At 68.8% G+C, this 13,847-nt stretch carries 14 protein-coding genes and 2 riboswitches; all 14 genes read left to right on the plus strand.

What is annotated here, in order from left to right; all coding sequences use genetic code 11:
• Positions 1 to 176: 176 nt before the first annotated feature.
• Positions 177 to 375: riboswitch (cobalamin riboswitch) on the plus strand.
• Between the two features lie 96 nt (positions 376 to 471).
• The 14 genes from cobU (at position 472) to HY726_08750 (ending at position 13,739) form a co-directional block, all read left to right on the plus strand.
• Complete coding sequence (gene cobU / locus HY726_08685) at positions 472 to 1,035, plus strand: bifunctional adenosylcobinamide kinase/adenosylcobinamide-phosphate guanylyltransferase (GenBank protein MBI4609071.1); 564 nt, start codon at positions 472 to 474, stop codon at positions 1,033 to 1,035.
• Complete coding sequence (gene cobT / locus HY726_08690) at positions 1,010 to 2,068, plus strand: nicotinate-nucleotide--dimethylbenzimidazole phosphoribosyltransferase (GenBank protein ID MBI4609072.1); 1,059 nt, start codon at positions 1,010 to 1,012, stop codon at positions 2,066 to 2,068. Before cobU ends, cobT begins: the two co-directional genes overlap by 26 nt.
• Positions 2,065 to 3,432 carry a cobyrinate a,c-diamide synthase gene (locus tag HY726_08695; protein MBI4609073.1) on the plus strand — a complete coding sequence of 456 codons (1,368 nt, stop codon included), beginning with the start codon at positions 2,065 to 2,067 and terminating at the stop codon, positions 3,430 to 3,432. The genes cobT and HY726_08695 overlap by 4 nt, the downstream gene beginning before the upstream one ends.
• Positions 3,429 to 4,304 (plus strand): cobalamin-binding protein, encoded by an 876-nt coding sequence (locus tag HY726_08700; protein ID MBI4609074.1) that lies wholly within the window; start codon positions 3,429 to 3,431, stop codon positions 4,302 to 4,304. Before HY726_08695 ends, HY726_08700 begins: the two co-directional genes overlap by 4 nt.
• Positions 4,301 to 5,317, plus strand: a complete 1,017-nt coding sequence (locus tag HY726_08705) for an iron ABC transporter permease (GenBank protein ID MBI4609075.1) — start codon at positions 4,301 to 4,303, stop codon at positions 5,315 to 5,317. Before HY726_08700 ends, HY726_08705 begins: the two co-directional genes overlap by 4 nt.
• On the plus strand, positions 5,314 to 6,132 hold the full coding sequence (locus HY726_08710) for an ABC transporter ATP-binding protein (protein MBI4609076.1): 819 nt from the start codon (positions 5,314 to 5,316) through the stop codon (positions 6,130 to 6,132). Before HY726_08705 ends, HY726_08710 begins: the two co-directional genes overlap by 4 nt.
• A 9-nt stretch (positions 6,133 to 6,141) precedes the next feature.
• A riboswitch (cobalamin riboswitch) is annotated at positions 6,142 to 6,338 on the plus strand.
• Positions 6,339 to 6,365: 27 nt separating this feature from the next.
• Positions 6,366 to 8,225 carry a TonB-dependent receptor gene (locus HY726_08715; protein ID MBI4609077.1) on the plus strand — a complete coding sequence of 620 codons (1,860 nt, stop codon included), beginning with the start codon at positions 6,366 to 6,368 and terminating at the stop codon, positions 8,223 to 8,225.
• 1 nt (position 8,226) lies between these two features.
• On the plus strand, positions 8,227 to 8,874 hold the full coding sequence (locus HY726_08720) for an AAA family ATPase (GenBank protein MBI4609078.1): 648 nt from the start codon (positions 8,227 to 8,229) through the stop codon (positions 8,872 to 8,874).
• The gene (cobO, locus tag HY726_08725) at positions 8,762 to 9,439 is read left to right on the plus strand and encodes a cob(I)yrinic acid a,c-diamide adenosyltransferase (protein ID MBI4609079.1); all 678 of its coding nucleotides are present in this window, start codon (positions 8,762 to 8,764) and stop codon (positions 9,437 to 9,439) included. Before HY726_08720 ends, cobO begins: the two co-directional genes overlap by 113 nt.
• 13 nt (positions 9,440 to 9,452) lie before the next feature.
• A complete protein-coding gene (locus HY726_08730; protein MBI4609080.1) occupies positions 9,453 to 10,106 on the plus strand; it encodes an adenosylcobinamide amidohydrolase in 654 nt (217 codons plus the stop codon).
• A gap of 671 nt (positions 10,107 to 10,777) precedes the next feature.
• Complete coding sequence (locus tag HY726_08735) at positions 10,778 to 11,089, plus strand: energy transducer TonB (GenBank protein MBI4609081.1); 312 nt, start codon at positions 10,778 to 10,780, stop codon at positions 11,087 to 11,089.
• Positions 11,086 to 11,226 (plus strand): hypothetical protein, encoded by a 141-nt coding sequence (locus tag HY726_08740; protein ID MBI4609082.1) that lies wholly within the window; start codon positions 11,086 to 11,088, stop codon positions 11,224 to 11,226. Before HY726_08735 ends, HY726_08740 begins: the two co-directional genes overlap by 4 nt.
• A 15-nt stretch (positions 11,227 to 11,241) precedes the next feature.
• Positions 11,242 to 12,186, plus strand: coding sequence for a cobalamin biosynthesis protein CobD (cobD, locus tag HY726_08745; GenBank protein ID MBI4609083.1), 945 nt, complete (start codon positions 11,242 to 11,244; stop codon positions 12,184 to 12,186).
• Positions 12,183 to 13,739, plus strand: a complete 1,557-nt coding sequence (locus HY726_08750) for a cobyric acid synthase (GenBank protein MBI4609084.1) — start codon at positions 12,183 to 12,185, stop codon at positions 13,737 to 13,739. Before cobD ends, HY726_08750 begins: the two co-directional genes overlap by 4 nt.
• Positions 13,740 to 13,847 lie beyond the last annotated feature (108 nt).

Genomic DNA, 13,847 nt, shown 5'->3' on the forward strand with positions numbered 1-13,847 from the left:
CGACGCCCCCTCCGATCGTTAGAGCGTTTTTTCCAGCAGCCTTCTCGCGCACTCGTTGTTCCGTAACCCCGCGTCCCCACGTACTTCCGCTCAGACCCATTCGCTTAGAGCGTTTTTAGGGGTGAAGTTCCAGCAAGGCTCTTGACGCCCCTTCCTCCCGTCTGCTATCGTGCGAAGCGTCGTTGAGGTGCCCGGGTGGCTCCCCGCCGTTGCGAGGGGCCACAGGGAAGGCGGTGAAAATCCGCCGCGACCCCGTCACTGTGATCGGGGACGAAACCCACGAAGTCCACTGGCCCGGGTAGCGCCGGGTTGGGAAGGCGTGGGGAGTAGGTTGATCCGAGAGCCAGGAGACCTGCCCGGGCACGGAGTTCTCCTACCGGTCTTCGAGGGAGGGCCCGGGTTGAGCCTGCTGAGCGAGACGGTCTTCGCGTTCCCCCCATCCCGGCGTCTTTTCCTCCGGCGTTCGCGTCCGTGAGTGCTGGACCGTTTTCAGTCCTGATCCTGGGCGGGGCCAGGAGCGGCAAGAGCCGCTACGCCCTCGAGATGGCCCGCGCCCTCCCCGGGCCGACCGCCTTCGTGGCCACGGCCGAAGCGCTCGATGCTGAGATGGCTAGCCGGATCCAGCGTCACCGCGCCGAGCGCCCGGCAGCCTGGCTCACCGTCGAGGAGCCGTTGGAGCTTGAGGCTCAGCTGAGGCGGCTCGTGGGGCATGCCCGAACTGCGGTCGTGGACTGCCTGACACTGTGGGTGGCCAACCGGCTCTTGCAGGAGCCCGTCGACGAGCCCATCCTGGCCGAGGCCGCAGCCCTCGCCAAGCTCATCTGCGAACGCCAGTACCACGCAATCGTCGTCTCAAACGAGGTCGGGCTGGGCGTCCATCCTGAGACCGCAGCAGGCCGGCGCTTCAGAGACATCCTGGGCCTCGTCAACCAGACGATCGCCGCCTCAGTGGATCAGGTGGTCTGGATGGCCGCAGGGCTGCCTGTCACCCTCAAGGATCATCGCCCTGATGAGCGCGCTCCAGAAACTCCTTAGCCTGATCACACCGCCGGCCTCTGGCGCCGGCGCGCGGGCCCAGGCTCACCTGGACCAGCTCACGAAGCCTCCCGGCAGCCTCGGGCGCCTGGAGGAGATCGCCCGGCGGGTCGTCGAGATCACGGGGTGGGAGAGGCCGACCATTCGCAGGGCTGTGATTTTCACCCTGGCGGCCGACCACGGGGTCGTAGCCGAAGGCGTAAGCGCGTACCCGCAGGTAGTTACCTCACAGATGCTGGAGAACTTTCTGATGGGTGGCGCGGCCATCAACGTCCTGGCTCGTCAGGTGGGAGCCGATCTAGTCGTGGCTGATCTCGGAGTCGCCACCCCCTGCTCGGACCATCCACGGCTGGTGGCGAGACCAATCGGTCCAGGGACACGAAACATGGCGCGCGGGCCGGCGATGACGCGGGAGCAGGCGCTGGCCGCGATCGAGGCTGGGATCGCCCTGCTCGAGGCCGAGAAAACGCGTGGTGTGGACCTCATCGGCACCGGCGAGATGGGGATCGGCAACACGACCGCTGCCAGCGCCATTACCGCCGTGCTCACGGGCGCGCCCGTCGAGACCGTGACCGGGCGGGGCACGGGGATTGACGACGCAACCTGGGAGCTGAAGGTCGGGGTGATCCAGCGGGCGCTGGAGGTGAATCAGCCCGATCCCCGCGACGCTCTCGATGTCCTCGCCAAGGTGGGAGGCTTCGAGATCGGCGGGCTCGTGGGCGTGATCCTGGCGGGCGCGGCCCACAGGCTTCCGGTGCTGCTCGATGGCTTCATCGCGGGGGCGGCGGCGCTGATCGCCCACGCGCTCAAGCCCGAGGTCGCCCACTATCTCCTCGCGTCCCACTGCTCTGCCGAGGCCGGGCATCGAGTGGTCCTGGCGAGACTCGGGCTCGAGCCGTACCTGGAACTCGGGCTCAGGCTCGGGGAAGGGACCGGGGCAGCCCTGGCGATCGCGCTGGTCAGAGCCGCCCTGGCCGTCTACTCGGAGATGGCCACCTTCAAGTCGGCGGGCGTGTCGGAGCGGGCGCCGTGATTCGTCTTGTGGTCATCGCCGGAGTCTCGAGCGGGGTGGGGAAGACGACGCTGACGGTCGGGCTCCTCGAAGCCTTCCGCCGCCGCGGCCTCGTCGTCCAGGCGTTCAAGGTCGGCCCCGACTTCATCGATCCTGGCTTCCACGCGCTCGTCACGGGACGGCCGTCCTACACGCTCGACGGCTGGATGTGCTCTCGGGAGGAGATCGTCGCGACGGTCGCCGCTCGGGCCCCCGATGCCGACCTGGCGATCGTCGAAGGCGTGATGGGCTGCTTCGACGGCTACGAGGCCAGGAGCGAGGAGGGCTCGACCGCCCAGGTGGCGAAGTGGCTCGGAGCCCCGGTGATCCTGGTCGTGGACGCGCGGGCGATGGCCCGGAGCGCGGCAGCGGTCCTCCTGGGGTTCGAGGGCTTCGACCCGGATCTGGAGCTTGCCGGGGTGGTCTTCAACCGGGTCGGCGGCGAGAGCCATTTCCGCCTGCTCAGGGAATCCCTGGAGGGACGCTGTCGCGCGCTCCCCCTCGGCTTCCTCCTGGAACGTGAGACTCTGCGCCTGCCCGAGCGCCATCTCGGTTTGGTGACGGCCGCGGAGCAGGGGCTCCCTCAGCCGCTGCTTGATGAGCTGGTTCAGACCCTCGAGGCGGGCGTTGACCTCGACAGGCTCCACTCCCTTGCCAGGAGCCACATCGCCCCGGCGAAGGTCCCGCACGCCGTCGAGCCGCGGCCGGCCAGGGTGAGGATCGGCGTGGCCCTGGACCGCGCCTTTCAGTTCTACTACCCGGCGAACTTCGACCTCCTCCGGCAGGCGGGAGCGGAGCTCGTTTTCTTCAGCCCCCTCGCGGACGCCGAGCTTCCCGGGGTGGACGCCCTCTACCTCGGCGGCGGCTACCCGGAGGTGTACGCCCGACAGCTCGCGTCGAACCTCGGCATGCTCAAGGCGGTGAGGGAGTTCGCCGGCTCGGGCGGGCCGATCTATGCCGAATGCGGGGGGCTGATGTACCTGGCCGAAGCCCTCGAGGACGAGGCGGGGGAGCGCCACCCGATGGTGGGGCTCCTGGCGACGACGGTCAGGATGAGGCCCAAGCGCCTGAGCCTCGGCTATGCCGAGGTCGAGGTCGCCCGCGACACGCCGCTGGCGCAGGCGGGGGCCATCCTTCGAGGCCACGAGTTCCACGCCTCGCGGATCGACGAGGTGCCGGCCTCGGTGACGCGCGCGTACAGCGTCCGCGGGCGGCGCGGCGAGGCGCCGCGCGCCGAGGGCTACCTGGTCGGGAACGCCCTCATGAGCTACGTCCACCTCCACTTCGGCTCGAACCCGGCTGTCGCCGGTCACCTGGTGGCGACCTGCCTGGGGAGGCGCGCGTGAGGCCCATCGGCTTTGCTCTCGCGAGCCTCCTCCTCCTCGCGCCGCCGGCTCACGCGTTCACCGTCCGCGACATGCTCGGTCGTCAGGTGGCGCTCGCGGCACCGCCTTCGCGGATTGTCTCGCTCGTCCCCAGCGTCACCGAGATCGTCTTCGCCTTGGGCGGCGAGGCCCGGCTCGTCGGCGTGACCGACTTCTGCGACTTCCCGCCCGCCGCCAGGCAGAAGCCGAGCGTGGGAGGGATGGTAAGCCCGAGCCTCGAGGTCATCGCCACGCTCAAGCCGGACCTGGTGATCGCGACCAACGCGGGAAACCGCGCGGAGACCGTCGCCCAGCTCGAGCGGCTCAGGATTCCTAGCTATCTCGTCAGCGTGGACAGATTGGCCGAGCTGCCCGACGTGATCGCGCGGCTGGGGGAGCTGACCGGGCGCCAGGCGGCCGTGGCTGAGCTGACGGAGCGGCTCGTGCGCCGCATCCGTGAGGTCGGAGAGGCGGTCAAGCCGTTCCGGCGACTCCGGGTCCTCTACGTCCTCTGGCCTGAGCCCCTCATCGTCCCCGGGCGCGCCGCGATCGTGACGGAGCTGATCCAGCTCGCGGGAGGCACGAGCATCACCGCGGGGAACGCCGAGGCCTACCCCCGCTACAGCCTGGAGGCCGCGGTCGCCGGCGCCCCCGAGGTGATCATTCTCGCCACCCACGGCTCAGGCTCTTCCCCCATGTCCCGGGAGAAGTGGCACCGGCTCGCCAGCCTGCCCGCGATCAAGGCCGGGCGGATCCATTCCGTGGACGGAAACCTGCTCCACCGCTACGGTCCGCGGATCGTGGACGGCCTCGAGACGCTGGCGCGCGTCATTCATCCGGAAGCGTTTCGATGACCCTGCGACACCGCCTCGTCCTCGCCCTCGGTGTCCTCCTGACGGTGCTCCTCGCCGTGGGCGCTGTGGCGCTGCTCGTCGGCGGCGCCCCGCTCTCGCCGCGAGCCATCGGCCGTGTCCTCCTCGGACGCGCCCAGGCGGAGTCGGCTGAGGCGGTCGTGGTCCTGAGCCTCCGGCTTCCACGGATCGCCGTCGCCGTCCTCGCCGGCGGGGCGCTCGCCGTGGCCGGGGTGGGCTTTCAGGCGCTGACACGAAACCCGCTCGCCGAGCCGGCGGTCCTCGGGGTGTCGAGCGGGGCTGCCTTCGGGGTCGTGGTGGCGCAGCTCTTCGGTCTGGGGCTCACGGTCGTGGAGGCCGCGGGGCTCACCGCGCTGGCCTTCGTCGGCGGCCTGGCTGCGGCGGTAACAGTGTACGCGATCGCCTCGGCTGACGGGCGGCTTCCGGTCCAGACGCTCCTCCTGGCGGGAGTGATCGTCGGCATCTTCTTCTCCTCCGCGATCGCGGTGCTGATCTCGGTCGTGGATTTCAACCGGCTGGGTGGCGTGATCCACTGGCTCCTCGGCAATCTCGGGCCGATCCCCCCCGGGTCGCTGGCACTCTTTGCGCTGTTCGCGGGCGCTGGCTTCTGGCTGATCGTGAGCCAGGCACGCGCGCTCAACCTCCTGGCCCTCGGGGAGGAGGCGGCAGTTCAGCTCGGCGTGAACGCCGAGCGCCTGAAGCTCCGGATCTTTCTCGGGGCGGCGCTGCTGACGGCAACCGTGGTCGCCTTCGCGGGACCGATCGCCTTCGTGGGGCTGATCGTTCCCCACATGCTGAGGATGCTCCTGGGTCCTGACAACCGGCTGCTCGTGCCGGCCGCCCTCCTGGGTGGCGGGAGCTTCCTCCTCGCCGCAGACACGCTGGCCCGGAGCGTCATCGCGCCCGCCGAGCTATCGGTCGGCATCATCACCTCGTTCTGCGGCGCGCCGTTCTTCGTCTACCTCTTGCGGACCCGCTACCGGGGGATCCCGTGAATCCCCTCGTCGAGCTGAGGGATGTGGAGTTCGTCTACCGGACCGCGGGAGCGCGGCGTGTGCGCCCGTTCAGGCTCGCGGGCCTCTCCTTCACCGTCGCCCCCGGCGAGATCCTGGGCGTGATCGGGCCCAACAGCGCGGGAAAGACGACGGTGGTCCGGCTCCTGAGCAAGGTGGTGGAGCCGGCGGCGGGGGAGATCCTCCTCGACGGCAGGCCGCTCGCCCGCCTGCCCCGATGGGAGCTGGCCCGTCAGGTCGCGGTGGTCCCGCAAGACGTGCCCCACGGGTTCCCCTTCACGGTGGAGCAGCTCGTGGTCATGGGGCGCTACCCGCACGCGCCCGGCCGTTTCTTCGAGAGCCCGGAGGATCTCGCCATCGCGCGGGACACCATGGCGGCGACCGGCGTCCTCGAGCTGGCCGCGGCTCCGCTCGGGGACCTGAGCGGCGGCGAGCGCCAGCGGGCGATCCTGGCGCGCGCGCTCGCCCAGCGGCCCCGGCTCCTGATCCTGGACGAGCCGACGGCGCACCTGGACCTCCATCACCAGGCCGAGTGCGCCCGGCTCCTCAGGCGCCTGAACCGGGAGCGCGGCGTCACGATCGTGCTGGTCTCCCATGACCTGAACCTGGCCGCGGACCTTTCGGATCGTCTCCTCCTGCTCGCCGACGGCACACTGGTGCGCGCGGGGCTTCCCGAGGAAGTCCTCGACGAGGCGGTGCTGACCGCGGTGTATGGCTGTCCCGTCGTGGTCGAGAAGAGCCCGGCAACCCGCCGGCTCGTGGTGCAGGTCGTCTGGCCGGAGTCCGAAGGGAGGTGAGAGTCCCGGAGGTCGAGGGTCGTCCCGGATTCAGGGAAGCTGGTGAGGCTCGCTGAGCCGAGGCCGGCACGGTCCCGCCACTGTGAGTGGGGAGCGGCGCCCAGATCCGCATGCCGGAGCCACTGTCCGCGCTGCCGCGGACGGGAAGGTTGGACGCACGCGACGATCCACGAGTCAGGAGACCTGTCCGGGGCGATGGTGTCCAACCCTTTCGCGGAAAAAGGAGTCGGGCGATGGTCCGAGCTGTACCGATCGTGTTCGTGCTCCTCCTGATGCCGGCGCCGATGGGCCTGGCCCAGGAGGTCAAGCGGCTGGAGCCGGTGGTGGTGACCGCGACGAAGATCGAGACGCCCCAGGAACGATTGGGGGCGGCGGTCACAGTGATTACGGAAGAGGAGCTCAAGACCCACCATTACGAAACTGTGGGAGACGCGCTCCGTCAGGTTCCCGGTGTAGAGATCCAACGGTCGGGGAGCCTTGGAAAGCTCACGTCGCTCAGGATCAGAGGCGCCGGGGCCACGCAGGTCCAGGTGCTCGTGGACGGGCTCCGGGTCAAGAGCCCCACGAGCGGCGATTTCAACTTCTCCGATCTCGCCATCGAGCAGATCGAGCGGATCGAGATCGTGCGCGGCCCACAATCCACTCTCTACGGCGCCGATGCCATCGGCGGAGTGGTGCACATCATCACCAAGCGCGGCCTTGGCCCGCCCGCTGCCGCCCTTCACCTTCAGGGGGGGAGCTTCGAGACTCACCGAGAACAACTGTCCGTCGGCGGAAGCTACAAGCTCCTGGACTACGCGTTCTCAGCCTCAGCCTTCGAGAGCGGTGGCCAGTTCAGGAACGATGACTCGGAGCAACGCGGGCTTACCGGCCGGCTAGGGCTCGCCCTCCCGTGGAACGGGCATATCTCGTTGAGCGTCCGATACGCGAGGTCTGACACCGACCTGCCCGTCGACCGGACCATCCGGACCCGCCCGTTCTTCATCCTCGATCCCGACGCCCAGCAGCAGAACGAGCTGACGACCCTCAGTCTCCAGTGGGAGCAGAAGCCGATCCCCGGGTATGAACTGCGCCTCCGGTTTGGCCAGTTCTGGAACCAGCTTGGCTTTCAGGACCCGTTGACTCCCGGAATCGATTTCGGGAGCACGATTTCTCAGATCAATACCCGCCGCCGCGAAGTGGAGCTCGTCAATCATTTTCACCTCGGCAGGTGGAACACGTTGTCCGTGGGCCTCGAGCACCGGAACGATCGCGGCACCAATCGTAGGGTCTTCCGAGAGGAAATCGACGTGCAGTCAGTGTTCCTCCAGGACGAGCTGAGGCTCTTCGACCGGCTGTTCCTGTCGGGAGGCGTCAGGGTGGAGGACAACGAGGTCTTCGGGACCGAGGCAACGCCCCGCGCCGGGGCGGTGTACCTGGTCAAGGAGTGGGGAACCAAGCTGCGCGGCAGCTACGGTGAGGGGTTTCGGGCCCCGACCATCAACGACCTCTTCTTCCCGGGGTTCGGCAACCCGGACCTGAGGCCGGAGCAGAGCAGGAGCTGGGACGCGGGGATCGAGCAAAAACTCTGGGCGAACCGAATTCGCTTGGGGGCGACCTACTTCCGAAACACGTTTGAAGACCTGATCCAGTTTCTGCTGGTCGGCGGGCTCTTCCGGCCCGAAAACGTGGCCAAGGCGCGGACCGAAGGCCTCGAATTCAACTCCGAGGTCGACATCCTCGACAACCTTTTCTTCAGCGTCAACTACACGTTTACCGACACCGAGAACCTGATCACCGGTCTCCCGCTGCGGCGCTTCGCCCCGCACCGGTGGAACTTGGGCGTCTCATGGGACCCGACCCGCGCCCTCAACCTCTTCGCGCAGGCGAACGTCGTCTCGAGCCAGTTCGAAGCCGCGAGCTTTCAGCGCAACCCCGGCTACCACCGCATCGATGTAGGGGGAACGTACCACCTGGTGGAAAAGAAAGGATCGTTCCCAGGTCTCGACTTCACCCTTCGCGTCCAGAACCTCACCGACGAGCGCTACTTCGAGACGTTCGGCTTCCGCGCCCTCGGGGTGAACGTTCTGGCCGGCTTCCAGGTGAAATACTGACGTGGTGTTCGACGGCGTGCTCGCGTCCCATGTGCTGCTGATGTGTGGGCTGCCCGCATCGGGCAAGACGACCACCGCGGCGCGCCTCCACGCGTACGGCGGCGGCGTCCTCATCCGGAGTTGCGACGTCTACCGGTCGCTGGGGATCTCTCTACCCGACTGGGTGCGGCGGACCCGAGGGTTTACGGCGAACGTGGCCGAGTACGAACGGGTGCGCGATGGCGCCTACGCGGAGATGGCGCGACGGCTCGAGCACGCGCTGGTCTCCGCGCGCGAGCCTGTCATCGTCGATGCCGTGCACGGCGAGCGGGGCAAGCGCCGCGACGTGTACGACTCGTGCCGGGCGTTGGGCAGGACGCCGGTGCTCGTCTGGTGCCGGTGCGACGACTGGGAAGAGATCCGGCGCCGCTTTCGCAGGAGAGAGCGTCGCGAGTCGGAGCCCGAGAACGAGGCGAGCGACCTAGCGGTGTTCCGCCATATCGCCGGGCTCTGGGAGGAGCCGGTGGACGACCCGGCAGTCGTTCCCATCGTCGCCTATGACACGCTCCGCGACGACCTGCGGCCGGTGCGCGGGGACGCGGCACCGGCCGTCGGGTTCATTCGTGCCGCCTTGGCCGCCCAACCCCTTCCGGCCGCACGACTGGCGTAGGGAGGCGAACGTGGTCGAGAAGAAGGTCATCAAGGAGCGCAGGACGAAAGGGCTGATCGTCGTGCACACGGGCGATGGCAAGGGGAAGACCACGGCCGCGCTGGGCATGGCCTTCCGCGCGCTCGGCCACAACTACAGGGTCTTCGTGGGCCAGTTCATCAAGGGGAGCCGCCATTACGGCGAGCTGGTCACGGCCGAGCGCCTGAAGGAGTGGATCGAGATTCACCCGATGGGTGAGGGGTTCACCTGGGAGACGAAGAGCCGCGAGCGCGACACCCAGAAGGCCCACGAGGCCTGGGCGTTCTTCAAGGAGCGGCTCCTCGCGGGCGAGTACCGGCTCGTGATCCTGGACGAGATCAACTACGTCATCGACTACGGCTACCTGCCGGTGGAGTGGGTGCTGGAGGCGCTCCGGCAGAAGCCGCCGGAGGTACACGTGGTCCTCACGGGCCGGAACGCCCATCCTCAGATCCTCGAAATGGCGGATCTCGTCACCGAGATGCGCCTGATCAAGCACCCGTTCCGCGATCAAGGGATTCCAGCCCAGAGCGGCATCGAATTTTAAAGGGGGAGCGAGGATGATCGAGGGGATCGAGATCGCCATCGATCGAGAAGCGGTGACCGTTCGCGGGCGGGCTCCCCTGCGCGCCGTCTCGTCAGCCGTCGTGGGCGGGGGCTTCGGCGCGGTCCGATCCATCGTGAACCTCCACGTCCCCAAGAACTTCCCCTGCGAGAACCCGGAGGGAGAGCTGACAGCCTTTGTCCGGCGCCGCGAGCTGCCGCGGCCATGCGTGGGCCTCATGACCTCGGCCTGGACAGAAAAGGCGGAGCTGGCCGTCGAAGCGGCGGACGCGATTACTGCGCTCGCGCTGGTCACCGTCGGGTTGGGGAACCCGGTGCGGGCCGGTCGCAGCCCGGTGGCGGCGTGGCGCGCCTCAACGATCAACACGATCATCATTCTCGACGCGGCCCCCGAACCCGCCGCGCTGGTGAACCTGGTCATGACCGCCACTGAAGTCAAAGCGCTCACCCTGGCCGAGGCCGGGATCCGATCTCCGGAAGGATCGTTCGCCAGCGGGACCTCCACCGACGCCGTCGTCGTTGCGGCGACCGACCGCGGGCGCCGCTGCCGCTTCGGCGGACCGGCCAGCGAGATGGGCTGGTTGGTCGCACGGGCCGTCCGATCCGCTCTGGAGGCCGGCATCCGCCGGTGGGTGGAAGAGCAGGCATGACGCTCCGGCGCTGGCTCCTGAGCGTCCCGGCCTCCCTGGCGCTTCACGGTGTAGGGTTGGTGTCGATCCTCCCTCTCTTCGGACGCGACGCGCCGCCGCCCGTCATTGTCGTGGAGCTGAGCCAGGTTCTCGTCGAGTCCCCGCGGGTCTCATCGGCAGCGTCAGTCGCCCACGGCGGCAGCGCCCTGCAGGCGCAGCCAGTCGGACCCCGTGAGACAGGACCAAACCTGGCGCGCGTGCATCCACCATCGCCTGACATACCTCCCGGCGTCGCCGCCCTCCCTCCGCCTCCACCTCCTCCCGTAGCGGCGGACAGCGAGCGGCTCACCGCACCCCCGCCGCCGGCGGCCGGTCCGGTGGCGTCACAGGACCGCGAAGCGGTTCCGGTGAGGGGTGAGCCCGCCATGCCGCCGATAGGCCGCGAGCCAACGGAAACGGCTTGGGCGCAGGGAGTGCGCGCGGAGGCTGCACTCGATGGTGGAGCCAGCGTCCGATCCGAGGCCGAACTTCGAAGCGCCTGGCGTGCGTCCGACGGCAAGGACGCGAGTCTACCCCCGGTCGCCCTTCGGGATGGCGGCGAGGAAACAGGGGCGCCCTCCGCGCCGGTGACAGGCGGGGGGCCAGACGCAATTGGCGAAGGATCGAGCCCGGGTCTGGCGCTCGCGGCGCCAGTGCCGGACCGGGAAGGACCGGCTCCTGAGTATGTCCTCTATCTCGCCCGATTGCGTCAGCGGATTCAGGAGACGCTCCACTACCCGTTCGCGGCGCGCCGCCGAGAGCTCGCCGGAACCGTCCAGCTGGAGATCCTGGTGCTCCCTACCGGGGCGATCGGCTCCGCCTCGCTCCTCCGCTCGTCCTCCCATCGGATCCTGGACGAGGCGGCCCTCGATGCGGTCCGGAGCCTCGCACCGATTCCGTTTCCCGACGGGCTGATGCCCCGCACCCTTCGAGTCCGGCTCCCGGTGGTCTTCGAGCTGCGGTGAGCGCACGGGGTATCGGCGAGGTGCAACTTCAGGTCCTGGGCTCGGGAGACGCTTTCGGGAAGAGCCAGGACATGCTCGATCACCTCGCGGAGGTCGAGGACGAGTGGGCGGAGGACGGTCAGGTCGTCATCGTGTAATGGGCTGGTACCGCCATGAATCCGATCTGGAGAGGGGTCTTCGAGCCGTGGCTCATCCTCGCCCTTGCCGTGCTCCTTGACCTGGCGCTGGGCGAGCCCGCCAACCGCTGGCACCCGGTGGCCTGGGTCGGGCGAGGGCTGGCGTGGGCTCGCGAACGGGGCGGGAAGGGCGGCCCCGCCTTCCTGATGTGCTATGGCGCGCTCGCGATGCTGGGCGTTGCGCTCCTGGTCACGGCGGTCGTGGCCGGCCTGGTGCATGTGGCGCAGGCACTCGGATGGCTCGGGGTGCTGCTCCAGGCCTGGCTTCTCAAGTGCGCGTTCGCCGTGAAAGGCCTCGTCCTCGCGGCCGGGGAGGTGAGGAACGCGCTGGCGAGCGGACAGTTCGAGGAGGCGCGTCGTCTGGTGGGCCGGAGTCTGGTCAGTCGCCCGACAGCGGCGCTGTCGGCGGAGCACGTGGCCTCTGCGACGGTGGAGTCAGTGGCGGAGAACCTGACCGACAGCGTGGTCGCGCCGCTCTTCTTTTACCTCCTCTTCGGGCTTCCCGGAGCCTGGGCCTACCGCGTGATCAACACCGCGGACGCCATGTGGGGCTACCGGGAGGGCGAGCTCGAGTACCTGGGGAAACCGGCGGCCTTGCTCGACGATCTCCTGAACTGGGTTCCCGCCCGGCTCGCCGGGCTCGCCATCGTCGTGGGGGCCTTCGTTTCGGGAGAGGCCGCCCGTGATGCGTGGAGGACGATGGTCCTCGACCACAGCCGGACGGCGAGCCCCAACGCGGGGTGGACGATGGCCGCAATGGCGGGGGCGCTAGGTGTCGCCCTGGAAAAGCCGGGAGCTTACCGTCTGGGGGCCGGGGAACTACCCGGAGTTGCGTGCATCGACCGGGCGCTGCGGGTGCTCATGAGCGCGAGCGCCATCGCCGTGCTTGTCTCCGTCATCCTGGCCGAGCTGACGCGATGAGCGCGGTCGCCCGCCCTCGGGCGCTCATGATCCAGGGGACCGCATCCCACGCGGGAAAGAGCCTGCTGGTCGCGGGACTCTGCCGGCTCTTCCGGCAGGATGGGGTCCGGGTGGTCCCGTTCAAGTCGCAGAACATGTCGCTCAACGCCTATGTCACGCGCGACGGTGGCGAGATGGGCTGGGCCCAGGCGATGCAGGCGGAGGCGGCGGGGGTTGAGCCGCGCGTCGAGATGAACCCGGTCCTCCTCAAGCCGGAGTCCTACCGGGGAAGCCAGGTCGTCCTGCTCGGAAAGGTGCACGCGGTTGCCTCCGCTCAGGAGTACTTCGCGATGACGGCGCGCCTCTGGCCGGTGGTGGAGGAGAGCTATCGGCGGCTCGCGAGGGAAGCAAACCTCGTCCTGATCGAGGGCGCAGGCAGCCCGGCGGAACCCAACCTGATGGCCAGAGACATCGCTAATATGGCGGTGGCCCGGCTGGCGCGGGCCCCGGTGATCCTCGTGGGAGACATTGATCGTGGCGGAGTCTTCGCCAGCCTGGTCGGAACGTTGGGGATCCTCAAGCCCTGGGACCGACGCCTTGTAAAAGGCTTCATTATCAATAAGTTCAGGGGAGATGCCTCACTTCTCACTTCAGCCATCGAGTTCCTGGAGGAAAGGACGCGCCGACCGGTCCTCGGCGTCGTTCCGTTTCTCCCCCGCCTCTATCTCCCGGAGGAGGACAGCGTAGCCCTTGAGACAGTTCCCGAGGCGACGCCTGAGGCGAGCCAGTCGGAGCCCCAAGCCCGTGCCAGGCGGACGAGAGTCAGGATTGCGGTGGTCCGCCTGCCCCACATCGCCAACTTCACCGACTTCGTCCCCCTCGAACTCGACCCGCGGGTCGAGGTCTCGTACGCCTCCCATGCGGAAGACCTCGACGGCGCCCACCTGGTCATTCTTCCCGGCTCCAAGGACACGATTGCCGATCTCAGGTTCCTCAAGGCCGAGGGGTTCGACCGTGCGCTGAGCCGGCACCGGGAGCGCGGCGGGGCGATCGGCGGGATCTGCGGGGGCTACCAGATGCTCGGTTGCTCGGTGAGCGACCTCTGCGGCGTCGAGAGTGGCGGCGAGGAGTCGGGGCTCGGCCTCTTGCCCATCGCGACGGTGCTCGAGCCCCCGAAGGTTACCCGCCGAGTGGTCGCCCGTCTCCTCCGGGGTCCGTGGGGCGAGGGGAGCGGCGAGTGGGAAGGGTACGAGATCCACATGGGGCGTACTACCCCGCTCACGAGCCTCACTCCGCTCCTCGCGATCCGGCGGGCCGGTCGGGCGGCGGTTGAGGATCCCGAGGGGGCCATCACCGAAGACGGGCGGGTCTGGGGGACCTACCTCCACGGCTGCCTCGACAACCCTACTGTGCGCGAGCGTCTCGTGACCTGGCTCGGGCGGCTGGCCGTGCGATCGCTGGCCACGCCTGTCCCCGACTATCGGGCCGTCAGGGAAGCGGCCTACGACAGCCTCGCCGACGCCCTCCGCGGCTCGCTCGACCTCCCGACGATCCGGTCGCTGATCGGCCTCTAGATCCTCGGAGGGGGGCTTCGGCCCCCTTCCGAACCTCCCCCTCCCTGTTGCGCGGGCCAAGCCCGCGCTCGATCGTCGGAGGGGGCCTCGACGGCCCCCTCCGAGACC

Source organism: Candidatus Rokuibacteriota bacterium, assembly GCA_016209385.1.
GTDB lineage: Bacteria > Methylomirabilota > Methylomirabilia > Rokubacteriales > CSP1-6 > JACQWB01.

Coding starts and splice junctions, on each gene's coding strand:
- cobT (MBI4609072.1), top strand. CDS start 1,010: ATGAGCGCGCTCCAGAAACTCCTTAGCCTGATCACACCGCCGGCCTCT.
- HY726_08705 (MBI4609075.1), top strand. CDS start 4,301: ATGACCCTGCGACACCGCCTCGTCCTCGCCCTCGGTGTCCTCCTGACG.
- HY726_08715 (MBI4609077.1), top strand. CDS start 6,366: ATGGTCCGAGCTGTACCGATCGTGTTCGTGCTCCTCCTGATGCCGGCG.
- cobO (MBI4609079.1), top strand. CDS start 8,762: ATGACACGCTCCGCGACGACCTGCGGCCGGTGCGCGGGGACGCGGCAC.
- HY726_08730 (MBI4609080.1), top strand. CDS start 9,453: ATGATCGAGGGGATCGAGATCGCCATCGATCGAGAAGCGGTGACCGTT.
- cobD (MBI4609083.1), top strand. CDS start 11,242: ATGAATCCGATCTGGAGAGGGGTCTTCGAGCCGTGGCTCATCCTCGCC.
- HY726_08750 (MBI4609084.1), top strand. CDS start 12,183: ATGAGCGCGGTCGCCCGCCCTCGGGCGCTCATGATCCAGGGGACCGCA.